The following is a 24,328-nucleotide window of genomic DNA, read 5'->3' as shown; positions in this document are numbered from 1 at the left end:
ATACTCCTTCTCCTAATTTCACACCATTACAATGGTTTAACAGATTTACTATACACGTCACTTTCCATACTGTATAATACATCTTTAATTATCAATTCATTCCTTTTGGTCTATAGAAAGGAGATTCGAAATGGAACTGCTCCAGTTAAAATACTTTCAGACAGTTGCACGACTAGAACATATGACAAAGGCAGCTGAAGAATTGCATATCGCGCAACCTTCACTCAGCAAAACAATCGCTAGACTCGAAAAGGATTTAGGCGTCCCTTTATTTGATCGCCAAGGCCGACAGATTACTTTAAATTCTTTCGGAAAAGTATTTTTAAAACGGGTAGAACGTATTTTTCATGAATTAAGTGAAGGGGAACGAGAAATTAAAGATTTAGCCGAATTACAACAAGGCTCTATTACAATGGCCGTTTCTATTCCAAGAATATTACCAGAACTACTAGGTTCTTTTTTACGAGAACATCCTAATGTTCGATTCCAGCAATTTCTTGCGTCTACTCCTTCTATGAAACGACAACTGGAAAATATGGAAATTGACTTTTGTCTTTCCTCTGTACCAGTTGAAGGAGAAGAAATTGTTTGGGAACCACTTATTACAGAAGAAATTTTCTTAGTCGTTCCTTCAGGCCATCGGTTATCAAACCGCGAAAGTATCCACCTGCATGAAGTAAAAGACGAACCGTTTATTAGTATGAATACTGGCTATGGATTTCGGCACTTAACGGATGAATTTTGTAAAGAAGCTGGTTTCACTCCGCATATTGCTTTTGAAGTAGATGAACCGACAGTGATTAGCGACCTCATTAAGCAAGGTCTCGGCATCGCTTTTGTTCCAAATTTAACTTTATTAAAAAACTCTACTTTAGCAGCAAACAAGTTGCGTATTATTGAACCCGCTTGTAAGCGAACCATCGGATTAAGTTGGTCAAAAAAGCGATACTTATCAAAAACAGCTCAGCAATTCCGTGAATTCGTGATTGACTACTTCTCTAATATTAGGACGCAAAATTATATCAACCAATAAAAGGTGCCACCCTCATATGGTGGCACCTTTTATTGGTCACTCTTTTTTAATTCCATTTCAGCTAAAAGTGGTAGTACATTATCAAAAATATGCGTATTATTATTTTCACCTGTTACATATCCACCATAATATCTACTAAATACGTTGTCATTTCGGAATGTGGACATATGATCATACAATTCCTTCGCAAACTTTGTATCACCTGTTTGTAGTACGTACAAAATCGTTAGTCCATACGCGGCTGGCGATTCATAATTCACAGTTTGTTTTCCCGTTTCTAAATTGTAACGACCGTATAGCTTTCCATCCTCCTGGAATCTCTTCTTTATAAATTCCAAATAAGCAGCTGATGAAAGACCACCTAAACTTCGATGATATGCAACGTATGATTGGTCAATAAGATTCACTTCTTTATCGTACTTAAATGTACCATCTTCTTTATATTCTTTTGGGAATGCCCAGCCATGCCTTGGATAATCCGCTAAAAATTGAACAATTTCCTGATATTGCTGAGCAGAAACTTTACCGTACTTCTTCATATAAGAGAATGCACGCGGATTTATGTATGATGTTGTTACAAAATTATTTTGTTTCCCTGCATCTGCATCATAATAATCAACATAATAATTATCTTTTTTATTATAACGAAGTACAGCATCACTTAATTGATCGGCAAGGTTTTTATAACGCTCTTCCTTATACATTTCATAAGCACGATATAATTGTTCTATAATACGAAGATCATCTATAAGTGCATTTGTAGCTGACTGCCTCTCTCCCTTTTCAGAGAGTTTCCATAAAACGATATGATTCTTATATACGAAATTATCTTGAATAACCTTTACTTGCTCATCAAATAACGCCTGGTCATCTTTATCAAGTGTATATTGTAACCATAATCCCGCCGATTCTGATAAAGCTTCACGTCCCTTCGCTTCACCCGTACCTGCCTTAGTATCTACTAAACGATACGTGGCAAGCGTTCCATTTTCATTCACCATATGTCTTAAAATAAAATTTTCTGTACGGTTTCCTTGTAAAGCTGACCAAAATACAATTCCACCTAAAGCGATTAAGAAGATAACTCCAATCCCTATATATAAACGTTTCCGCAATCTTTTCACCTCCCTAGTAAGGCTAACCTTAATTTTATCAGAACATACATAAATTTAAAAAAGACAATCTATTAGATTGTCTCCCCCATTTCTATCCCCCACAAACCTCTTTAGAAGGTTTATATAGCGATTGTACAAGTCGATCATATTCACGACGTGTAATTTCTTTATTATATAGCTTCAATAATAAATCTCTATGCTCTTTTGAAAATGCCATCTTTTTAATGACTTCAGGATACATAAAACACCCTCTCCATTTCACATAAACTTCTTTTTCGAAAAACAGAACTTATGTTCGCATAAAAGATTATAAAAGATTCCTGCGCAAAAAACAAACAAAATATAAGCAACTACTTATTTCTTTCTATTCAAAATATTACAACATTATATTATTATATTCACTTTTTAAATACATATATATTTTTGGTAGTTTTTTTGAATAAATCTTCCAATTCAATCAGAAAATAATGGCAAAAAAGAAGAGGAGTTTACATATGGATACGGTAACATTAGCAAGAGCATTTTTTGGTTCTTCATTAGCATTCCACATTATCTTTGCAACACTTGGCGTTGGACTTTCATTGATGATTTTTATAAGCGAAATACTCTATCACTGGAAGAAAGACTCCGACTATGCCATTATGGCGAAAAGATGGACAAAGGCGTTTGCTATTCTTCTCGGTGTAGCAATTCCAACTGGAACAATTGTCGGTGTGCAAATCTCACTTCTTTGGCCTGGTTTTGCCAAAATTGTTGGGCAAGTTATTTCTGTTCCCTTCCAAATTGAGATTTTTGCCTTCTTTTTGGAGGCTTTATTCATGTCGATTTACGTATATGCAGCCGATAAACTTCCTCCATTTATGAGATTAATCTCGCTATTTTTCGTCATGCTTGGTGCCACGGCATCCGCCGTTCTTATTACATCAGCAAATACATGGATGAATACACCAGCAGGATTTTCAATGAATCCAGATGGATCTGTTTTTAACGTTGATCCTTGGAAAGCTTTCTTTAATCCGAGTTTTGGCACAAGTGCATTCCATGTCGTTATTACGGCTTATGCAACTGGTGCGGCTGTCATTGCTTCTATCGCTGGATTTAAATTATTGAAGAAAAATTTAAGTACACGTGAAATTGCTTATCATAAAAAGGGGCTACTATTAGGGCTTGTCGTGACATTTATTACAGGCGCTACGATGTGGCTTTCAGGGCACGAATCGGCAATCGCCCTACATAAACACTCACCTGAAAAACTTGCATCTGCTGAAGCTTTATTTGAAACGACATCACACGCACCGCTATCCATTGGCGGGATTGTGGATCCTAATACGCTTGAACTAAACTATGCACTTGAAATTCCAAACATGCTTAGCTTATTAGTGGGACTAGACCCTAGCACTGTCGTAAAAGGTCTAAATGAATTCCCACAAGAAACATGGCCACCATTTTATACACATACACTGTTCAACTTAATGGTCGGCACTGCTGCGTTTACCTTTGCAGTTGCAGCAATTGCTCTCTTATATTGGTACTTCGTTTACCGAAAAAAGGGGACAGAACTACCGAAGTGGCTACTTTGGGGGGCTGCCGCATGCGGACCAATTATGATGCTCGGTATTGAATTCGGATGGATTTTCAGTTGTAGCGGTCGTCAGCCATGGACAATTTATGGTATGCAACGTACAGTCGATGCTTCTACTCGCGCTGATTTCGTCGGTCCTTTATTTGTTTTATTCATCATTTTATATATTGGACTCGCTATTTTAACAGTCTTTGTTCTACGGACATTCTTTAGAAGACATCCATTAAAGAATGATTTACAACACCAAGGAGGCGATTCTCGTGCATGAGGAAAGTATTGCAATCATCATCTTATGGGCCCTTATTTTCGTATACAGTATATTAGGGTCCATCGATTTTGGAGCTGGTTTTTGGGGCATGGTATACGCAAAACATCCAACGCTCGCTGCCAAACTTGCCAATCGGTACTTATCACCAACTTGGGAAGTAACAAATACGTTTCTCGTTTTCGTCGTTGTCGCATTTCTCGGCTTCTTTCCGAAAGCGGCCTTTACTCTTGCAACCGTTATGTTCGTACCAGTTATGTTAATTTTAGTACTCGTTGCAGTACGTAGTACATTTATGGTATTTGCTTACTCCTTGCCAAAATATCAGTACCTTCTTCGGGTTATTTCAGGTATTACTGGTCTCTTAATTCCAGCACTATTAATTACCGTTTTACCCGTTACAGAGGGAGCGTATATTACAATGTCTGAAGGAAGAGAAGTACTCCTGTATGGAAAACTTCTTTCTAGCCCGGTTATCTATTGTTATATGCTCTTCGGACTAACGTCTGAACTATTTCTCTCCTCTCTCTTTCTTGCTGATTTTGCGAGAGAGCAAGGTTCAGAAGATGCATACAAACTTTATAGAAGGAATGCCATCATACTTGGCCCTGCAACACTTGTTACGGCGATTATCGCTCTCGTTGTAATGGATCCAGAAACACATTGGCTTATGCAAGGATTAATAAAGCAATTCCCATGGTTTACAGTTTCTATTGTTCTATTCGTTATCGGATACTCGTCCCTTTGGTGGACAAACAAGAAGTATAACACACTAGGATTCCCTCGCATTGCTGTTTTAGCTGTCGTCGCTCAATATGCATTTGCAAGCTATGCTTACGGGGTCGCGCATTTACCGTATATTATTTACCCTGACGTAACTGTATTTACAAGCTTTACAACGAAAGAAACGTTCTATGCACTGCTCATTCTATACGCAATTGGGATTGCAATTTTATTACCAGGATTTATTTTCTTCTGGAATTTATTCTTGAAGGATCGTACTTTTTTGAAGGAAAAATAATATAGCCTTGGAGTCTGTTCCAAAAGGTATTTTGGGATAGACTCCTCTTGTTATATTTTGTCGTTAAGTCGATATATTTTAAAAATTTCCGATATAAATCTCATTTCCTACCTTACTGCCCAATCGATTTATAGACTCCTATCACAATAGTTATTTCACTACTAGTGACACTTGTCCTTTAGCATGAAAAACACATATTCGCTTCATCTCGTTATACGTCTAGTTCTTCTTATTTTTTGCTGAATATACTACCAATATAAACTTGAGACAAGCTACATCTGTTTAAGGGAAAATAGAAAGGTAGGCAAAATATGAGCATTGAAATATGGATTACTATTATTGTATTCTTCTTAACAATGATTGTTATCTTTTGGCGGCCTCGAGGTTTAAATGAGGCGTGGCCAGCAGCAATCGGTGCTGGCATTATCCTAATTACTGGACTTGTGTCAAAACCAGACGTCATAGATATTGTTAGTAAAATAGGAGGAGCCTCCATAACAATATTAGCGACTATTGTTATGGCAGTTATATTAGAAAGCTTCGGCTTCTTCCATTGGTCCGCAGCGAAACTAGCAAATTTAGCAAAAGGGTCCGGTCACCGTTTATACTGGTATATTCAATTACTATGTTTTCTTATGACTCTTTTATTTAATAACGACGGCAGTATTTTAATTACAACTCCAATTTTAATTCTTCTTCTAAAAAACCTTCAATTAAAACCACATCAACAAATTCCTTATTTATTAAGTGGCGCTTTAATCGCTACTGCGTCTAGTGCACCAATTGGTGTAAGTAATATCGTAAACTTAATTGCATTAAATATCGTTAATATGACTCTTTATATGCATACTGCTATGATGTTTGTACCTGCAACATTAGGCTTATTATTTATGTCATGGCTCATGTATACAGTTTTGAAGAAAAAACTTCCGAAAAAATTACCTGTTTCTTCATATGATATTGAAGAAATTTTTTTCACGAAAAACTTCCATCCACTAAAAGGAAATAATTCTGTTGATACGAAACAAAAACGGACAAGATTCATGTTAAAAGTATTAGGTTTTGTCTTCCTTATGCGCTGTCTTCTATTCGTTGCATCCTTCTTATCCATACCAATTGAAATCGTTGCGGTACTCGGTTCACTCGTTCTTCTCATTTGGAGATGGTACTACTTACGAACAAATCCTGTCGACATTTTGAAAAAGACACCGTGGCACATTTTAATTTTCGCCTTCTCTATGTACGTCATTATTTACGGACTCCACAACGCAGGATTAACAGCTGCACTTGTACAATGGCTCGAGCCAGTTGTGAATCAGCATCTACTCTATGCTAGCTTTGCGATGGGCGGACTTGTATCCATCCTCTCTAACGTCTTCAATAACCATCCTGCCCTTATGATTGGTACAATCACATTAACAGAAATGGGACTAGATCCAGTCACATTAAAAACAATCTATCTCGCAAACATCATTGGTAGTGACATCGGTTCACTATTACTACCAATTGGTACGCTAGCTTCACTCATTTGGATGTATATTCTGAAACAAAACAAAATTAAAGTAAAATGGAAAGACTATTTAAGTGTATCCCTTATCGTTATCCCGCTCACAACAGTCGTCACACTATTCCTCTTATTCTACTGGGTACACCTCTTCTTTGCCTTATAAAGTGAAACTTTAATCAGTGGGGGTTTTGTTCATCCCCCACTGATTATTAGCCCTAACCAATCGGGCTTTTACGGGCAGCCCGACCCCGACCTAACTTCTTTGCTTCCGCTGAATTTTGAGGTGGGGGTCTTACTGCCCACAAATAGCGGGATAAACAACAGAATCCCCATTTGCTACCGTCTTAGCAAATGGGGATTCTTCTATAATAAAGTTAGGTACTACAGTGTGATCAATCAAGTAAAGAGGTGTAACGTGTTATTGATATAAATGACTACCAGCTTCTTTAAATTCTTCTGCTTTCTCTTTCATTCCTTTTTCAATTGCTTCTGTCGTTTCTAAATCATTTTCTTTTGCATATTCACGAATATCATGTGAAATTCTCATACTACAAAACTTCGGTCCACACATTGAACAGAAGTGAGCTGTCTTTGCCCCTTCTGCAGGCAACGTTTCATCGTGATATTCCATCGCACGTTCAGGATCTAAAGATAGATTAAATTGATCGCGCCAACGGAATTCGAAGCGTGCTTTTGAAAGTGCATCATCACGCTGATGAGCCGTTTTATGTCCTTTCGCAAGATCAGCCGCATGCGCTGCAATTTTGTACGTAATAACACCCGTGCGTACATCATCTTTATTCGGTAAACCTAAATGTTCTTTCGGCGTTACATAACAAAGCATCGCCGTTCCAAACCAACCGATCATCGCAGCTCCAATCGCCGATGTAATATGGTCATAACCTGGTGCAATATCTGTCGTTAGTGGCCCAAGTGTGTAAAACGGCGCGCCCTGACAAATATCAAGCTCTTTCTCCATATTCTCTTTAATTAAGTGCATCGGTACGTGTCCAGGTCCTTCGATCATAACTTGCACATCATGTTTCCAAGCAATTTTGGTTAATTCACCAAGTGTTTCAAGCTCAGAAAACTGTGCTTCATCATTTGCATCTGCAATAGACCCTGGACGTAATCCATCTCCAAGAGAGAACGAAACATCGTACTGTTTCATAATTTCACAAATCTCTTCAAAATGAGTATATAGGAAGTTTTCTTTATGATGGAATAAACACCACTGCGCCATAATCGAACCACCGCGTGAAACGATACCTGTCGTACGCTTTGCCGTGATTGGAATGTAACGAAGCAATACACCAGCGTGAATCGTAAAGTAATCAACGCCTTGCTCCGCCTGCTCAATTAACGTATCACGATATACTTCCCACGTTAAATCTTCTGCAATTCCGTTTACTTTTTCCAGCGCTTGATAGATCGGTACAGTTCCAACTGGTACAGGCGCGTTACGAATAATCCACTCACGCGTCGTATGAATATTTTTACCTGTAGATAAATCCATAATCGTATCTGCACCCCAGCGAGTAGCCCACGTCATCTTCTCTACTTCTTCTGCAATAGAAGAAGATACAGCAGAGTTTCCGATATTTGCATTGACCTTCACATGGAAGTTACGCCCGATAATCATCGGTTCAGCTTCTGGATGATTAATATTCGCTGGTAAAATAGCGCGGCCTTCTGCGATTTCCTTACGAACAAACTCCGGCTCTACCCCTTCACGAATCGCAACATACTCCATCTCAGACGTAATAATGCCATTACGTGCATAGTGCATTTGCGTAACATTTGCACCTTGCTTTGCTCTAAGCGGCTTACGATCCATTTGCGGGAAAACAGGTGTATGTTTCGAAGCCACTTTCACACCGTCATCCTCTGGTTTTACTTCACGCCCTTCGTATGCTTCTACATCACCACGCCCCATAATCCAGGAGTGGCGCGGCGTTGGAATGCCTTTTTCCAGCTCGACCTTATACGCAGGATCTGTATAAGGACCGCTCGTATCATACACACGGATTGGTGGATTTGGGACGCCATTCGTTTCGCTTTGTTCAATCTCACGCATCGGCACTTTCATACCTTCTCGTGGTCCATCCACATATACTTTCTTACTCCCTGGTAAACTCGATTTCAATTCAATTTGCTCAGCTGAAACAGATTGTTTCATAAATTTTGTTGCCCCCCTGTTCGTGACAAGGACAAGATATGGCCAGCGCATGCCAAAATAAAAAGAGCCAGGTCCATAAAAAAATAAGGACCTGGCTCATAAAGACATCATTATGTAAAGCCGTTAACTTCCCTACGCTGGTACGAGCCAGATCAGGTCCAAAGGGTTAAGAAGTTCACGCGCTTCTCTCTCAGCCTACGCATACGTTAGGCACCCCTAGTTTATCACTGATTTAATTTTCAATACTTTCCCATCATACACTATAATCTGAAAAATTAAAAGTTTATTTCTTTTTCTCTTTATGGAATCATCCACGTTAAATAATATGCTTGAACATACGTCATAATACCAACAATAATTACGAAGAATAAACTATGCTTCACTGTAAAACGGAATAAATCTGATTCTTTTCCAGCAAGTCCAACTGCCGCACAAGCAATCGCAATCGATTGCGGTGAAATCATTTTTCCTGTTACACCGCCTGTTGTATTTGCTGCAACGAGAAGCACTTCAGATACGCCGACTTGCTGCGCTGTAATGGCTTGTAAATTCGAGAACAGTGCATTCGCAGACGTATCAGACCCTGTTAAGAATACGCCAATCCAGCCTAAGAATGGTGAGAAGAACGGGAATAGTCCGCCCGTTCCAGCTAATGCTAACGCTAACGTAGAAGATAGGCCAGAATAGTTTGCGATAAATGCAAACCCTAGTACAAATCCGATAGATAGAATTGGCATTTTTAATTCGTTTAACGTTTCTTTAAATGTCACTACTGCATCTTTTACATTCATTTTCAAAATAAACATGGAAATGATACAAGCAATTAAAATCGCTGTTCCAGTTGCCGATAATACATCAAACTTTAGAATTGCCTGGTAAGGCGTTGGTTTATTTACAATTGGCTCTGCTTTCATTACTAGATTATGCAAACCTGGAATTTCAAACTTAAATACAAGACTTGCTAAAGCCCCTCCTGGAGCAAATAATGCCTTAAAGAAATTTTGGCTCCAAATGACTACCATAACCGTTAATACGATAAATGGGGACCATGCCTTCACTACTTTTCCAAACGTTAATTTCGGCATCGATGCTGCTGTCGTTGTTGCTGCTACCTCATTATTTGCTTGCCCGGATTGATAAATTTCTTTCGGCTGCCAAACTTTTAAGAACAGTGCTAAACTCACTAAACTTACAAGTGCTGACGTAATATCCGGAAGTTCCGGTCCTAAGAACGTCGCTGTAATGAACTGCGTAATCGCAAATGAACTACCTGCTACAAGTAACGCAGGCCACGTTTGTCTTACCCCTTTAAATCCATCCATTAAAAATACGATAAAGAATGGAACAAATAATGATAGGAACGGTAATTGATGCCCAGCCATTTGTCCAATTTTATGTGGATCAATACCTGTTACTTGTCCAGCAACTGTAATCGGAATTCCCATCGCTCCGAACGCCACTGGTGCAGTATTTGCAATTAAACAAAGACCCGCTGCGTATAAAGGATTTAACCCAAGACCAGCAAGAAGCGCTGCTGTAATCGCTACTGGCGCTCCAAACCCTGCCGCTCCTTCTAAAAATGCTCCGAATGAAAATCCAATTAAAATAACGAGTAAACGATGATCGTTCGTAATCGATAATACCGATGCACGAATCACATCGAATTGACCTGTTTTTACAGAAATTTTATATAAAAATACCGACATAATGATAATCCAAGCAATTGGCCATAACCCGTACAAAAAACCGTACCCGGTTGCTGCCATTGCCATCGTGAACGGCATTTTATAAGCGAATAATGCTACTAAAACTGTAAGTACAACTGTAATAAATCCTGCCACATACCCCTTCATGCGAAAAACCGCTAAAGCTAAGAAAAAAAAGATAATCGGAATAAGTGCTACTGCTGCTGAAATCCAAATATTACCGAACTGATCATAAACTTGTGTCCATGTGTTCATTGTCCTCTCCCCCTAAAGAATCCCCTTTTAAATAAATACAATCTTATCAATAGACTATCAGGTCATCATACCTTTAAGCCTAAAAATAAAAAACGTTTAAGAAAACGTTTTCAATAACTTCCATTTATACTGTACCATAACAATTTCCATTAAAAAAGATTTTTTTGAAAATTTTATCATTTAACAAAAAAATCTTACAAAATCGTCATGTTCTTGTAATGTTCATCGATAGAAAGCTTAACTAAATTATTGCATAATAATAGTATAACAACAGACATTATTCATGAGGTGATATATATGAACGGAAATAAAATATTAGCTGCGTTATCATACTTTAGTGTACTATTTGCCCCTATCTTATTCCCAATTATCGTTTGGATTGTGGGGGACGCTGAAACAAAGCCACATGCAAAACGTGCTCTATGGACACACATCATTCCAAGTATCGCTACATTTATCGGCTTAACCATTTTAGGAATTATGGGCATAGGATCTGACCAACCAGATGTAACACTTGGAATTGGAGCAATGATTGTCTTAGCTATTTGCGGAATCATCAGCTTATACTACTTCATCTGGAACATTGTAAAAGGAATTAAAGTACTGAAAGCTTAATTTTAAACAAACGTTTGTTTAAAAAAGGACCCTTGCAAATTGCAAGGGTCCTTTTCCCGATTAGTTACTTTATCTTCTGCGTTTCTTCTTTTTTCTCATCATTTTCTTTCGGCGCGTATTCACCTTATCCGCTATAATGTGGAGCGTACTTGCCACAACAATTCCCATTAAGAACGTTACAATTTCAACCTCATGTTTCTTCGCAATTTCTATTAAATTACCATCCAGTGCGATTACATTTAATAGGAATAAAAATGGAGAAAAGACGATTAACATGTACGCAATACGAATCACATCACCAAGTATAATCGTATGCGTAAAGAAAGATCGATGTGGCATTACTTTCTTATAAGGATACCAAAATATACGTAAGAAACCCCATTTGTTATAAGCATTACTGTACGTATCTAAATCTGGTGTTAAAAATGAAGTACCTACTAAAAAACCAATTGCAAAAGTTAATAAAAAATCAAAATTTGTTAATCCATACGAAAAGAGCAAAAACAAAACAACCGGAAGGGATATTAAGTTTATTTTCGTATGCGTTCTTCCTGATGGCATAATGCACTTCCTCGCTTACGTTCGTCCTGTCACCTTATGACAGATTTCACCTATTGACCTAATTTCTGATCGATAAATGTTGTGTCTATATCCGAACCAAACCATTCTGCCAACTTCACTCGTGCCTTATCTTTCACATCTTCATTGACGTATAACGACACCTGTATTAGTGCGGCCGTTAACGCCCCTAAATCATCCGTATAGCCAATTCCAGCAATGAAATCTGGAATCGCATCAATCGGTGCAATAAAATAAGCAAGTGCTCCAATTACAATAATTTTCACTCGTTTTGGAACATCGGGTCTTTGCAAAACGTAAAACAGTAATAAACTTGTATAAATGACCGACTGCCCTGCTTGCTTTGCAACATGTTTTACTTTCTTCCAAAACGCTTCAACTGAAAATTTTTGTTTCATGTAAAAGCCTCCCTATTTTTAAAAAGAAATAAGCTACAATATGTTATCAGTAAAAGTTCATGGAAATTACACAAAACCTATCAATGAACTTTCATTGTAACAAACAAACCAAAAAAGAACAAGCGTTCGTTAATTTTTACACGATTTCCTTCATATAATAGATTTCTAGATAACCCTTATCCATCTTCGTTTCTTATTTCTCAACAAAGAAATTTTCACTTCCACTTAACATTCTGCTCTATCTTTGTTATATTTTCTAGTTGACGGACATATAAACGAATGTTAAAGTTTTCTCTGGTAGTGACAAATCTTATACAAAAAATGTAAAATGTTATAGTGTTTCTCAGAAATGAATTTTGTTGTATAATACAGAAATGACGTTATGCTTATGAGCAACAAAAGAAACCAAAAGGGTATGCATAGTTATAGTCGTATATGGGTGAATATAGAACCTTTAATTATGGCCAAGAAAACTATGTATTTTTTATTTTAGCATTTTTCGCTCCAAAATCGACCAAGCCTGATAGAGAAAGGGTGGAAATGAATGAAAGAAACCTTGAAATCGCAATTTCAAAATGTGCGTTTCACTGTATTCGTAGCTTTAGCCTTATGGCTGAAAACTTACATTATTACACGCACAAGCTTTGATTTAAAACTTGAATCTTTCATGCAAGAATTCATTTTATTCCTTAGCCCATTAGCAGCATCATTACTGCTTGTTGGTCTTGCATTATTTGCAAAAGGGAAAAAACGTAACTATATAGCACTTGGAATTAATTTTGTCTTAACAATCGTTCTTGTTGGTAACGTAATGTTCTACGGATTCTACAATGACTTCGTTACTTTACCAGTACTCGGACAAACATCTAACTTCGGAAGTTTAGGTTCTAGTGTGAAAGAATTATTTAACTACAAAATTATTCTTGCATTCGCAGACATTATCGTATTCTTCGTTCTATTGAAGAAAATGAAAAACTTTGCACCTACAGAGCGTGTAGCACGCCCGATGCGTTCTCTATACTTCGTATCAACAGTTGCTATTTTCTTCGCAAACTTAGGACTTGCAGAAGCTGAACGCCCAGAACTATTAACACGTTCATTCGACCGCGTTATGCTTGTTAAAAACTTAGGATTATATGTACACCAAGTATACGATCTTGGCTTACAAGCGAAATCAAGTTCACAAAAAGCATTCGCTGACGGTAGTAAATTACAAGAAACAGAAAACTACGTGAAAACAACACAAAGTAAACCAGATCCAAATATGTTCGGTACTGCAAAAGGGAAAAACGTAATTGTTGTCTCTCTTGAGTCATTACAAACATTCTTAATTGGCGCAACAGTTAACGGACAAGAAGTTACACCGTTCTTAAACCAATTTACGAAAGAAAGTTATTACTTTGATAACTTCTTCCATCAAACTGGGCAAGGTAAAACATCTGATGCTGAATTCCTAGTAGATACTTCTTTATATCCACTAGACCGCGGTGCTGTATTCTTCACACACGGTAACAATGAATATACAGCAACTCCAGAAATTTTACGTCAGCAAGGGTATCACACGTCGGTATTCCACGCAAACAACGCAACATTCTGGAACCGTAACATTATGTATCCAGCACTTGGTTATGATCGTTACTACAACGAGCTTGATTACAAGATTACGCCGGAAACAAAATTAAACTGGGGATTAAAAGATATCGAATACTTCGATCAATCTATGGATATGTTGAAAGAAGTGAAGCAACCATTCTATACTCGCTTCCTTACTTTAACGAATCATTACCCATTCACTTACGATGACAGTACAAAATTAATCGACGAATATAATTCTGGTGATGGAGTATTTGACCGTTACATGGTAACTGCTCGTTACTTAGACGAAGCAATGAAACACTTTATTGAGCGTCTAAAAGCAGAAGGTATTTACGACAACTCAGTAATCGTATTCTACGGTGACCACTACGGTATTTCTGAAAACCATAACCGTGCAATGGCACAGTTCTTAGGAAAAGAAGAAATCACTGCATTTGACCATATGAACTTACAAAAAACACCGATGTTTATTCACGTTCCAGGTCAAAAAGAAGGTAAAACAATTTCGAAACCAACTGGTGAAATTGATATTAAACCAACTATTCTAAACTTACTTGGTGTAGATTCTACAAATGACGTTCGATTCGGTCATGATGTATTCTCACCTGATAATAAAGGATTTGTTGTTCTTCGTGACGGTAGCTTCATTACAGATAAATACATGTACACAAACAGTACATTCTACGACCGTGCTACTGGCGAAGTTGTACAATTACCGAAAGAAGAATCTCAACCACTAATTGATCGTGCCCAAAATGAATTGCACATGTCTGATAAAATCATTGAAGGTGACTTACTTCGCTTCTCTGAAAGTAATAAGATCAAAACTGGTGAAGTAAAAACAGCTATTAAAGAAGAAAAGAAGAGCGCTGAGTAATCTCAGCCTCTTTTTTTATTTTCTTCCATACAACTGCTTATATTCATTAACTTTAAAATTACATAACCTTTACCAAATATTCACATAGGGTTAATGAAGAATCTCTATAATAAAATATGTAAACAAGGTTCTACATATTTCTTACCTCTCATCTTTCGTAAGATCCCTTAAAGAAATGTGTAAATCTTTTGTTTCTACTTTCTTATAATTGTCTTTCAACATGCTTTGTTTCCATACACAAAGCATTCAACGAGACAATGTCCCTATGAAAGATAGCTACCCTCCTTGTGCAGCATTCCATAAGAATGTTGCTTTTTTTTATTTAAAAGCAGGATTCTCATTTCTTATTTTCGAATTTGTATATACAAAATGCTGTAAAGTGAAACTTTAATCAGCCCGTTAATGCGGGGGAAATCGTCCTTACTTCTCTATGATTTACAAATACATATACGGTCATATATAGAGAATTGCTTACATAAAAATTACTATAGTGATTTTTATCTCGCATGAATGAAAGTTTCACGTTATTTACGTACTTACGAAAGGATGGGACGGAAATTGGCATACGAAAAATTTGTACTTTGGAATGATGAAGTTATTGATACAACAAAACAACAAACGTACATAGAACTTGAAGAAAGAGGTTTGCAATTCGGAGATGGTGTCTACGAGGTTATTCGCCTATATAAAGGGAACTTTCACTTATTAGATCCGCACATAACAAGATTATATCGATCCATGGAAGAAGTAGAATTATCGCTTCCTTTCTCAAAAGCTGAACTCATCACTTTACTTTACAAATTAATTGAACGAAACCATTTCCACGAAGATGGCACAATTTATTTGCAAGTATCTCGCGGTGTACAAGCTCGCACACATGTATTTTCATATGACACCCCTCCGACAATTTATGCCTATATTACAAAAAAAGAAAGACCAGCATTATGGATTGAATATGGTATACGCGCTATATCAGAACCTGATACTCGATGGCTACGCTGTGACATTAAATCATTAAATTTATTACCAAACGTACTCGCTGCTACGAAAGCTGAACGTAAAGGCTGTAAAGAGGCACTTCTCATAAGGAATGGTATCGTAACGGAAGGAAGCCATTCCAACTTCTTTTTAATTAAAAACAGAACTCTTTACACACATCCAGCCAATCACCTTATTCTAAATGGCATTATTCGTCAATATGTCCTTTCTTTAGCGAATACTCTTCACATTCCTGTACAGGAAGAACTTTTCAGCGTTCGTGACGTTTATCAAGCAGATGAATGCTTTTTTACAGGCACAACGATTGAAATTTTACCAATGACCCACCTTGATGGAACCGCGATTCAAGATGGGCAAGTTGGGCCTATCACCAAAAAACTGCAAAAATCTTTTAATCAAATCTTGTTACAATCCAATATGGCATCTTCTTAAACACGAATAATTTCTGTCCTTTCATATTCAATATATACATTTAAATGGAAATCAAGGTGTAAATTTATGCCTTGATTTTTTTTTGTAATCTTTTTGTCATATTCAGATTCCTACATAAGTCTTGACAGTAATCGACATGCTCTTTAGAATTTTTAACAGTTGGTAAATATTTCTTCACTACATTACAGACAGAAAGGAATCGACAAATTATGAAAAAGTATCTTGCCGGTCTTGCGGCAGTGTCTGTAGCAGGAGGAGCAGCACCTACACTTGATAGTGTTCAAGCTGCACCTGAACAAAATACACAAAAAGCTGCTACAACTGTCCAAGCTTCTGCATCAAACGACTCATCTTATAAGGTAAACGCGAGCGTATTACATGTTCGTGCGGGATCAAGCATTTCTCACGACATCATCTCACGCGTTTATAACGGTCAATCACTAAACGTGATTGGCGAAGAAAATGGTTGGTTCAAAATTAACATTAACGGAAAAACAGGCTTTGTTAGTGGCGAATTTGTATCAAAAAGTGGAGCAACAAACAACAATGTAAGCACAGGCGGAAACAATAAAGTTACTGCTGATGTATTACGTGTACGTACAGCTCCTAACACTTCTAGTTCTGTTTCTGGACGTGTATATGCAGGACAAACATTAAACGTAATTGGACAAGAAAATGGTTGGGTGAAAATTAACCATAATGGTCAAGTAGGTTATGTAAGTGGCGAATTCGTATCTGGCGTTTCTTCTAATGCGGGTTCTTCAAACAACAATACGAATAATAACAATAACAACCAAGAAGTAAAACCAGCAAGCGGAAACTATACAGTAAATGTATCTTCCCTTCGTGTTCGTACAGGTCCTAGTACTTCTCACACAACTGTAGGTTCTGTTACAAAAGGACAAGTAGTACAAGTTGTTGGCGAAGTTCAAGATTGGTTCAAAATCAATTATGCAGGACAAACTGCTTATATAAGCAAAGACTACGTAACAAAAGGCGGTTCTAACGAAAACGTTACAGAAGGCAACAAACAAGAGCAAAACAATAATAATGGAACTATTCAAACTGGCGGTTCTTACGTGGTTAACGCTACATCTTTACGTGTTCGTACAGGCCCTGCTGCTTACCATAGTGTAATTGGTGGTGTTTTAAACGGTACAACATTAAACGTAGTTGGATCTGAAAACGGTTGGTTTAAAGTAAATTACCAAGGAAAAACAGGCTTTGTTAGTAGCGAATTTGTAAAATTCGTTAAAGGTGGTACTACTACTCCTGAGCAACCAAAACAACCTGAAAAACCTAACCAAGGTGCAATTGGCGACTACTACATTAATGCTTCTGCACTAAATGTACGTAGCGGCGAAGGTACAAATTATAGAATCATAGGTGCACTTCCACAAGGACAGAAGGTTCAAGTAATCTCTGAAAACTCTGGATGGAGCAAAATTAACTACAACGGTCAAACTGGTTATATCGGAACACGTTACCTATCTAAAACACCAGTTGGAGGCGCAGTAGATAATAAGCCTAACAATAACCAAAATAACAATCAAAACAATAACAACAATAATAATACAGGCAATAATAGTGGCGACAGTTCTTCCGTACTTGCATATGCAAAATCAATGCAAGGTGTACCATACGTTTGGGGCGGAACTTCTGCTAACGGCGTAGACTGCAGTGGCTACATCTACCATGTATTTAAGAAATTGGGTCATAACATTAGCCGTCAAAGTGTTGCGGGATATTGGAGTAGCCTACCAAAAACTTCAAGTCCACAACCTGGTGACTTAATTTATTTCCAAAACACTTATAAATCTGGTCCTTCTCACATGGGTATTTACCTTGGGGGCGGATCATTTATCCAAGCTGGAGATAAAGGTGTAGCAATCGCTTCATTAAGTAACTCTTATTGGAAGAGCCACTTCTTAGGATACACGAAAGCACCTTAATTAATAGTTTCAAAGCCTTCTAGTTTACTAGAAGGCTTTTTTGTTACGAGTTCAACACATTACTCCCTTTCCCCTAGTTTCTCTCTACAAAAATAATGTATCCATTCTTCTATTTCATACACTTTATTCTGCAAAAACAATGCATAACGTTATCATAATGTATATATTTTCATAAAAAACATAACCTATTTCATGTCTATTTATTTTATATGTGTTTTTTTGAAGAATTTTCTTTTTATTTAAACTTTTCATTAGACGTTTGACCTCCGATGTCCATTATGATAAGTTACTTAAGATGTTATATTCGTAAATGTATAGACAACTGGTTTATACACTGTTTTTACTATGAGGAAGGAGCATACACTGCATGAATCTTTTATGGGGAATTGGCGGCGTGATTGGAGTATTAGCAATTGCTTTCTTACTATCTTCCAACCGCAAAGCTATTAATTGGCGCACAATTTTAATTGCGCTAGCATTACAAATGTCATTTTCATTTATCGTATTACGATGGGATGCTGGTAAAGCAGGTTTAAAACACGCTGCTGACGGTGTTCAAGGATTAATTAATTTTTCTTACGAGGGAATTAAGTTCGTTGCTGGGGATTTAGTCAACGCAAAAGGACCTTGGGGATTTGTATTCTTTATTCAAGCACTACTTCCAATCGTATTTATTAGTTCATTAGTAGCAATCTTATATCATTTCGGTATTATGCAGAAATTTGTTAGCGTCGTTGGTGGTGCATTAAGTAAACTTCTTGGAACTTCTAAAGCAGAAAGCTTAAACTCAGTAACGACTGTATTTTTAGGACAAACTGAAGCTCCAATCTTAATTAAACCTTACTTAGCACGCTTAACAAATAGTGAATTCTTCACTATTATGGTAAGCGGTATGACAGCTGTTGCCGGATCAGTTCTTGTCGGCTATGCAGCAATGGGTATTCCGTTAGAGCACTTATTAGCAGCTGCAATTATGGCAGCTCCATCAAGCTTATTAATTGCGAAACTAATCATGCCAGAGACAGAAAAAGTAGATAATAACGTTGAACTTTCTACAGAACGTGAAGACGCAAACGTTATCGACGCAGCTGCACGTGGTGCATCTGAAGGTATGCAACTTGTTATTAACGTAGCAGCAATGTTAATGGCTTTCATTGCATTAATCGCTTTATTAAATGGTCTATTAGGATTAGTTGGGTCTTTATTCCATATTAAACTTAGCCTTGATTTAATCTTCGGTTACTTATTATCACCATTTGCAATCTTAATCGGGGTTTCTCCAGGTGAAGCTGTACAAGCAGCAAGCTTTATCGGTCAAAAACTTGCAATCAACGAATTCGTTGCATACGCAAACTTAGGACCACATATGGCAGAGTTCTCTGACAAAACAAATCTAATTTTAACATTCGCAATCTGTGGATTCGCAAACTTCTCTTCTATTGCAATTCAATTAGGTGTAACAGGAACGCTAGCTCCTACTCGCCGTAAACAAATTGCACAATTAGGGATTAAAGCAGTTATCGCTGGTACATTAGCTAACTTCTTAAATGCAGCAGTTGCAGGTATGATGTTCCTATAAACTTATATAGAGTCTTCTCTTTCTCCAAGAGAAGACTTTTTTCATGCACTCCAAACGCCTTTTATGTATCTATCAATCACCTTATCCCAAATATGAGAACATTATGATACAATAATGTTTAAGTCTTTTTATTTTTCTTATGAAAATAGAGATACTACTTGTTGTTGCCCTTCAAAAGAATTTAACGACATAGTCAATTTCTTAATAATTGCGCATACTACAAGTATCTATGGATGAAATAGCTTTAAGGAGGAAAGTTTTGTGAAAGATAAGTTCTATAAAATCCTCTCTATGTGGATTCTACAAATTGTATTTTATTTTACTACTGTACATGTGACGAATTATGAGCATGCGCTCATTTTTACAATAATATACGTAATCGTAAATGTACTATTCTTATTTTTAGCTGATAAAACAGCATTTATTTTCTTCATACTAGGAACCATTATTTCCGTATTTTATTTATTTTATCAAGCATGGCTTCATTTATGGAGTACATCAGATCAATGGCAATATATGATTACCCACTTCCTGATGGTAGCTAACTTCTTCATTGTATATATAACAACTCATCTATTGAAAAAAGTGATTCATGAAAATAAAACTTTAACTGAGCGTGTGAGAACGTTGGAACAATATATTGGAGAATCAAAATTATTAACTAGACAAGAATTCGAGAGACGCCAAGCGTTATTAACGACTGCAATGAATCGTCGTAATGAAACAGGCGTTATCGTTTACTTTGATTTCACTTCCTTTAGTAAATATACGAAGGAAAGTGTTATGGATCGTGTAGCTTCCTTATTAGTTGAAACGGTAAGGAATGATTTTGACCTTGCTGCTGAATATGATGAGAGTACATTAGTTATTTTATTACAGAACACAAATGAGGCTGGTGCAGATATAGTAATGAACCGTCTACAGCCAAAATTAGAAAAATGGCTTGCAGCTGAAGCAATCCAAGATATAAAAATTTCAAGCGAGCAAATTGGAAACAAAGGACAGACATTGTTATGATGACTCTCGTTATACTTCTTTTATTTCTTCTGTTTTGCGTACTCGTTTTTTGGATCAGTATCACATTTTCAATTAAATATGTACTTATTTTTACGGCCTTTCTATTCTCTGGCTTACTCGTTTACTACTCTTTCTTAACAATCGCGGGCCTAATTCACCGAAATAGCAAACGAAAAGATCGTACACTAGAACATTATCCTAGCGTCGATATTTTCATACCTGCCCATAATGAAGGGGTCGTTATTAAAGATACTTTAGAGGCGATGGCGAAGATTGAATATCCAGGAAAGCTAACTATTTATTTATTAAATGATAACTCTCAAGATGAAACACCTGAAATCGGCGATGATTTCGACAAAGCTTATGCTCATATTCGCCACATTCGTGTTCCCTCCGGTGAACCGAAGGGTAAATCACGTGTACTAAACTATGGGCTTAGTATTTCAGATGGTGAATACTTCTGTGTTTACGATGCAGATAACCAACCTGAACCACACGCACTGCGAATGCTTGTAGAGCACGCTGAAACAACTGAAGATGGGGTTGGAGCAGTTGGACACGTTCGTACTGTAAATGAAAAAAGAAACTGGTTGACGCGAATGATTTCGCTAGAATTTCAAATCTTCCAGCTCCTTATGCAATCTGGACGCTGGTTACTATTCCAAACGGGTTCACTAACAGGAACAAATATGCTTCTTCGTCGCTCAGCACTAGAAGAGCTTGGTGGCTATGACCCTTATGCAATTGCAGAAGATGCTGAATTAACATTACGAATTACACAAAAAGGTTATCTCTTACCAATCGTCCCAGAATCAGTTACTTGGGAACAAGAACCAGAGCATTTAAAAATTCTTATTAAACAACGTACACGTTGGCTCCAAGGAAATTTATACATTTTAGAAAAAATGTTCTCGTCATTAAGTTTCTTTAAAGGAAAACTGCTCGTTCATTCCTTACAACAAGTTCTAGTGTATGTTGTATTTTGGCTATTCCTAATCATTTCAAACGTTTGGTTTGTAATTGGGCTACTCGGGATATTCCAAATTCAATATAGCATTCCGCTACTATTTATGTGGTATGTAGCATATATTACATATGTTTCACAATTATTTAGTGCCCAGAGTGTCGAACGAACCTTTACACCGACTAATATTTTTATTAGCGTTATTATGTACTTTACGTATGCACAGCTCTTTACGTACTTATTTATTCGCAGCTTAATCTTATATTTACGTGCAAAGAGCAAGAAACAAGTCATCGGCTGGGATAAGACAGTTCGATTTAAAAAAGATAAATAAAAATAAGCACAGAGCGCCGTATGCTCTGTGCTTATTTATTGCCGTATAAATTATATATCAGACAATACCCCTTAGCTGAAAGTAATTTCACGTCCATCCCCCAACGAACGATCGACCTTCATTTATATACGAAAAAGTGATTGCTATTTTTGTAGAACCAATTGCTTCTCTTGCTGTTCTTTGCGCGTTTCAGTCTTAGGTTCCGTGCTTTCTTGGACACTACGATGTGCCACACGTTTCAAACAAATATGCTTCCACTTTCTTTCGTAACGTTTCATTATTCTAGATGTCCCCCTTGAATGCGCTTTAAAACTATTTGAAATCGCTTACAGGAAATAATATAGCACATATACATAAAAGTGACAACACATTTCCGACATATTTTTGACAAAAATACGAATAGAATTCGTAAGATATCGAATATTGTCGAAACCCATCGTTTTTTCTTCGTATAAAAGGCATACTACTTATATAGTAAAGTATTTTATTTCCCTTACCCGCATTTCAAATTCCTTCTATATAAAGTGAAACTTTAATCAGCCAACAAATAGAGGGATAAAAAAAGAGCTGATATAAAATCAGCTCTTTTCCTTCTATTATTAATGACGCTTCATACGTCCTTCTTTTTGTAACTCTTTAAATAATGCTGCCATCATAAAGAAAATAACAAAGACGAATGGGAATGCTGCAATGATAGCTGCCGTTTGTAAGGCTTCTAATCCGCCAATATATAATAAGGTAGAAGCTATCGCGGCTAGAACGATACCCCAAATCATTTTAATACGATTTGGTGGGTTTAAACTACCATGTGTCGTTAACATTCCTAAAACAAATGTTGCAGAGTCTGCCGATGTAATAAAGAATGTAGAAATAAGAAGAATCGCTAAAACAGATAAAGCTGATCCAAAGCTTCCCATCTGATCGAACATAGCAAACAATCCTACTTCTGTTCCCATCTCTTTAATTTTTTCAAAGATATGTGCATCACCAAACAGCTCCATGTGAATACCAGTCCCGCCGAAAACGGAGAACCAAAGCGCACCGATTACGGTCGGTACAAGTAACACACCGATAACAAACTCACGAATTGTACGACCTCGTGAAACACGAGCAATAAACGTACCTACGAACGGTGACCATGCAATCCACCATGCCCAATAGAAAATTGTCCATGACTGAATCCATTGATTTCCGCCTTCATCCAATGGACTTAAACGGAAACTCATACTTGGCAATTCCTGAATATAAGAACCTATTGTTGAAGTGAAGTAATTCATAATAAAGTTTGTTGGACCTGCAAATAATACAATGATCATAAGTGCAAATGCAAAAATAATGTTCGTATTACTTAAATATTTAATTCCTTTATCAAGACCTGTTTGTGCAGATAACATGAAAAGAACTGTTACGATTGCAATAATAACTAACTGTGTCGTTAATGAATTCGGAATAGATGTTAAATAGCTAACACCACCTGCAATTTGTTTTGCACCGAGACCTAATGAAGTTGCAACACCAAACACAGTTGCGAAAACAGCTAACACATCAAATGAATGAGCAATACGTCCGTGTTCCCCGCCCTTAAATAACGGACCTACCGTCGCACTAATCGTACTTGCTTTTCCTTTTCTAAAGGTAAAATAAGCAATACATAACGCTACAAACGCATATAGTCCCCAAGGATGTAATCCCCAATGGAAAAATGAAAAACGCAATGCAAGGCGCGCACTTTCCTCAGTTGCACCTTCTCCAAACGGAGGTGCGTACAAATGGTTTAATGGTTCAGCAACGCCCCAGAAAACTAAGCCGATACCCATACCAGCACTAAATAGCATAGCAAACCATGTCATATAACTATAATCAGGTTCGTCATCATCTTTACCTAAACGAATAGAACCGTATTTCGAAACAATTAAAAAGATAGACACACCTAAAATAATAGAAACGGAAATAATATAAAACCACCCAAACTTACTAACTAATGCAGTTTGAATTGCAGTTGTTACATTTCCTAAGCTACCTTTTCCAATAATAGATTCGGGAATAATCCCCCAAATTGTAAATGCAATACATAATGTTAATGAAACGATGAATGTTTTTGTCAGTTTCCTCATCAAATCCCCCTTCGTAGGTTTCGCTTTTGTAAATAACATAAATTCCGATATGTAAAATCGGATAGAAAACTATAATTTTGCGGTGATTTTCTTACTTTCACCTTCACCAATTCGAATTCTTATAGACAGCCTTACCTTTCGTATAACCTTTTCACTCTGCAAGAGCTACAAGTTAGAAATACTGCTGTCAAATTGTGTGAGAAAAACGC

Annotated in this window: 19 protein-coding genes and 1 riboswitch; of the genes, 11 read left to right on the top strand and 8 right to left on the bottom strand. The window is 37.0% G+C overall.

The features are described from left to right. Window positions 1–130: 130 nt before the first annotated feature. Complete coding sequence (locus tag ASE54_RS27440) at window positions 131–1,033, top strand: LysR family transcriptional regulator (protein ID WP_000421919.1); 903 nt, start codon at window positions 131–133, stop codon at window positions 1,031–1,033. Window positions 1,034–1,062: 29 nt separating this feature from the next. Here the strand turns inward: ASE54_RS27440 and ASE54_RS27435 are convergent, their stop codons facing one another. Both ASE54_RS27435 and ASE54_RS36590 read right to left on the bottom strand, forming a co-directional pair. Continuing rightward, window positions 1,063–2,148 carry a hypothetical protein gene (locus tag ASE54_RS27435; RefSeq protein ID WP_001231674.1) on the bottom strand — a complete coding sequence of 362 codons (1,086 nt, stop codon included), beginning with the start codon at window positions 2,146–2,148 and terminating at the stop codon, window positions 1,063–1,065. A gap of 91 nt (window positions 2,149–2,239) precedes the next feature. Next, window positions 2,240–2,389 (bottom strand): hypothetical protein, encoded by a 150-nt coding sequence (locus ASE54_RS36590; RefSeq protein WP_000283180.1) that lies wholly within the window; start codon window positions 2,387–2,389, stop codon window positions 2,240–2,242. 253 nt (window positions 2,390–2,642) lie between these two features. Between ASE54_RS36590 and cydA the strand changes: the two genes are divergently transcribed. The 3 genes from cydA (at window position 2,643) to ASE54_RS27420 (ending at window position 6,686) form a co-directional block, all read left to right on the top strand. After that, the gene (gene cydA, locus ASE54_RS27430; RefSeq protein ID WP_000381974.1) at window positions 2,643–3,998 is read left to right on the top strand and encodes a cytochrome ubiquinol oxidase subunit I; all 1,356 of its coding nucleotides are present in this window, start codon (window positions 2,643–2,645) and stop codon (window positions 3,996–3,998) included. Then, window positions 3,991–5,016, top strand: coding sequence for a cytochrome d ubiquinol oxidase subunit II (locus ASE54_RS27425; protein ID WP_000544189.1), 1,026 nt, complete (start codon window positions 3,991–3,993; stop codon window positions 5,014–5,016). Before cydA ends, ASE54_RS27425 begins: the two co-directional genes overlap by 8 nt. Window positions 5,017–5,327: 311 nt before the next feature. Continuing rightward, window positions 5,328–6,686 carry an arsenic transporter gene (locus ASE54_RS27420; protein ID WP_000021125.1) on the top strand — a complete coding sequence of 453 codons (1,359 nt, stop codon included), beginning with the start codon at window positions 5,328–5,330 and terminating at the stop codon, window positions 6,684–6,686. Window positions 6,687–6,941: 255 nt separating this feature from the next. Here the strand turns inward: ASE54_RS27420 and thiC are convergent, their stop codons facing one another. Next, window positions 6,942–8,702, bottom strand: a complete 1,761-nt coding sequence (gene thiC / locus ASE54_RS27415; protein WP_000814477.1) for a phosphomethylpyrimidine synthase ThiC — start codon at window positions 8,700–8,702, stop codon at window positions 6,942–6,944. 112 nt (window positions 8,703–8,814) lie between these two features. Continuing rightward, window positions 8,815–8,930, bottom strand: a riboswitch (TPP riboswitch). Between the two features lie 71 nt (window positions 8,931–9,001). After that, a complete protein-coding gene (gene lldP / locus ASE54_RS27410; RefSeq protein ID WP_001099354.1) occupies window positions 9,002–10,663 on the bottom strand; it encodes an L-lactate permease in 1,662 nt (553 codons plus the stop codon). A gap of 297 nt (window positions 10,664–10,960) precedes the next feature. On the opposite strand from lldP, the gene ASE54_RS27405 reads away from it, so the two are divergent. Continuing rightward, window positions 10,961–11,278 carry a DUF4870 domain-containing protein gene (locus ASE54_RS27405; protein ID WP_001014091.1) on the top strand — a complete coding sequence of 106 codons (318 nt, stop codon included), beginning with the start codon at window positions 10,961–10,963 and terminating at the stop codon, window positions 11,276–11,278. Window positions 11,279–11,347: 69 nt separating this feature from the next. Here ASE54_RS27405 and ASE54_RS27400 read toward each other — a convergent pair whose 3' ends face one another. Together ASE54_RS27400 and ASE54_RS27395 are read right to left on the bottom strand one after the other, a co-directional pair. Next, window positions 11,348–11,839, bottom strand: coding sequence for a metal-binding protein (locus ASE54_RS27400; protein WP_001139059.1), 492 nt, complete (start codon window positions 11,837–11,839; stop codon window positions 11,348–11,350). A 50-nt stretch (window positions 11,840–11,889) separates the two neighbouring features. Beyond that, window positions 11,890–12,255: a YkvA family protein gene (locus ASE54_RS27395; protein WP_000810378.1), complete on the bottom strand. Its 366-nt coding sequence runs from the start codon at window positions 12,253–12,255 to the stop codon at window positions 11,890–11,892. A 544-nt stretch (window positions 12,256–12,799) separates the two neighbouring features. Between ASE54_RS27395 and ASE54_RS27390 the strand changes: the two genes are divergently transcribed. The 6 genes from ASE54_RS27390 to ASE54_RS27365 all read left to right on the top strand — a co-directional run bounded on the left by ASE54_RS27390 (window position 12,800) and on the right by ASE54_RS27365 (window position 22,005). Continuing rightward, a complete protein-coding gene (locus ASE54_RS27390) occupies window positions 12,800–14,728 on the top strand; it encodes an LTA synthase family protein (RefSeq protein WP_000665346.1) in 1,929 nt (642 codons plus the stop codon). A 546-nt stretch (window positions 14,729–15,274) separates the two neighbouring features. Continuing rightward, complete coding sequence (locus ASE54_RS27385) at window positions 15,275–16,159, top strand: D-amino-acid transaminase (protein WP_079997269.1); 885 nt, start codon at window positions 15,275–15,277, stop codon at window positions 16,157–16,159. Between the two features lie 209 nt (window positions 16,160–16,368). After that, the gene (locus ASE54_RS27380; RefSeq protein WP_000760261.1) at window positions 16,369–18,111 is read left to right on the top strand and encodes an SH3 domain-containing protein; all 1,743 of its coding nucleotides are present in this window, start codon (window positions 16,369–16,371) and stop codon (window positions 18,109–18,111) included. 367 nt (window positions 18,112–18,478) lie between these two features. Further along, on the top strand, window positions 18,479–19,690 hold the full coding sequence (locus tag ASE54_RS27375) for a NupC/NupG family nucleoside CNT transporter (protein WP_001051018.1): 1,212 nt from the start codon (window positions 18,479–18,481) through the stop codon (window positions 19,688–19,690). A 261-nt stretch (window positions 19,691–19,951) separates the two neighbouring features. Continuing rightward, window positions 19,952–20,707: a diguanylate cyclase gene (locus tag ASE54_RS27370; RefSeq protein ID WP_000653231.1), complete on the top strand. Its 756-nt coding sequence runs from the start codon at window positions 19,952–19,954 to the stop codon at window positions 20,705–20,707. Continuing rightward, entirely contained in the window at window positions 20,704–22,005 is a 1,302-nt protein-coding gene (locus ASE54_RS27365) for a glycosyltransferase (RefSeq protein ID WP_000988756.1), read from the top strand. The genes ASE54_RS27370 and ASE54_RS27365 overlap by 4 nt, the downstream gene beginning before the upstream one ends. A 143-nt stretch (window positions 22,006–22,148) precedes the next feature. Here ASE54_RS27365 and ASE54_RS37455 read toward each other — a convergent pair whose 3' ends face one another. Then, a complete protein-coding gene (locus tag ASE54_RS37455) occupies window positions 22,149–22,283 on the bottom strand; it encodes a hypothetical protein (RefSeq protein ID WP_000833067.1) in 135 nt (44 codons plus the stop codon). 321 nt (window positions 22,284–22,604) lie between these two features. Further along, entirely contained in the window at window positions 22,605–24,119 is a 1,515-nt protein-coding gene (opuD, locus tag ASE54_RS27360) for a glycine betaine transporter OpuD (RefSeq protein WP_001230116.1), read from the bottom strand. Between the last annotated feature and the right edge of the window lie 209 nt (window positions 24,120–24,328).

Origin of the sequence: Bacillus sp. Root131 (assembly GCF_001429475.1) — a bacterium.
GTDB lineage: Bacteria > Bacillota > Bacilli > Bacillales > Bacillaceae_G > Bacillus_A > Bacillus_A thuringiensis_S.
Note: the sequence above shows the minus strand (reverse complement) of the source record. Positions and strands in the feature narration are given on the sequence as shown.

Excerpts from the sequence above, each read along its gene's own strand:
- ASE54_RS27365 (WP_000988756.1), top strand. The coding sequence starts at position 20,704 with ATGATGACTCTCGTTATACTTCTTTTATTTCTTCTGTTTTGCGTACTC.
- ASE54_RS27380 (WP_000760261.1), top strand. The coding sequence starts at position 16,369 with ATGAAAAAGTATCTTGCCGGTCTTGCGGCAGTGTCTGTAGCAGGAGGA.
- opuD (WP_001230116.1), bottom strand. The coding sequence starts at position 24,119 with ATGAGGAAACTGACAAAAACATTCATCGTTTCATTAACATTATGTATT.
- lldP (WP_001099354.1), bottom strand. The coding sequence starts at position 10,663 with ATGAACACATGGACACAAGTTTATGATCAGTTCGGTAATATTTGGATT.
- ASE54_RS27420 (WP_000021125.1), top strand. The coding sequence starts at position 5,328 with ATGAGCATTGAAATATGGATTACTATTATTGTATTCTTCTTAACAATG.
- ASE54_RS27440 (WP_000421919.1), top strand. The coding sequence starts at position 131 with ATGGAACTGCTCCAGTTAAAATACTTTCAGACAGTTGCACGACTAGAA.
- thiC (WP_000814477.1), bottom strand. The coding sequence starts at position 8,702 with ATGAAACAATCTGTTTCAGCTGAGCAAATTGAATTGAAATCGAGTTTA.
- ASE54_RS27405 (WP_001014091.1), top strand. The coding sequence starts at position 10,961 with ATGAACGGAAATAAAATATTAGCTGCGTTATCATACTTTAGTGTACTA.
- ASE54_RS27400 (WP_001139059.1), bottom strand. The coding sequence starts at position 11,839 with ATGCCATCAGGAAGAACGCATACGAAAATAAACTTAATATCCCTTCCG.
- ASE54_RS27375 (WP_001051018.1), top strand. The coding sequence starts at position 18,479 with ATGAATCTTTTATGGGGAATTGGCGGCGTGATTGGAGTATTAGCAATT.
- cydA (WP_000381974.1), top strand. The coding sequence starts at position 2,643 with ATGGATACGGTAACATTAGCAAGAGCATTTTTTGGTTCTTCATTAGCA.
- ASE54_RS27390 (WP_000665346.1), top strand. The coding sequence starts at position 12,800 with ATGAAAGAAACCTTGAAATCGCAATTTCAAAATGTGCGTTTCACTGTA.
- ASE54_RS36590 (WP_000283180.1), bottom strand. The coding sequence starts at position 2,389 with ATGTATCCTGAAGTCATTAAAAAGATGGCATTTTCAAAAGAGCATAGA.
- ASE54_RS27395 (WP_000810378.1), bottom strand. The coding sequence starts at position 12,255 with ATGAAACAAAAATTTTCAGTTGAAGCGTTTTGGAAGAAAGTAAAACAT.
- ASE54_RS27385 (WP_079997269.1), top strand. The coding sequence starts at position 15,275 with ATGGGACGGAAATTGGCATACGAAAAATTTGTACTTTGGAATGATGAA.
- ASE54_RS37455 (WP_000833067.1), bottom strand. The coding sequence starts at position 22,283 with ATGAAACGTTACGAAAGAAAGTGGAAGCATATTTGTTTGAAACGTGTG.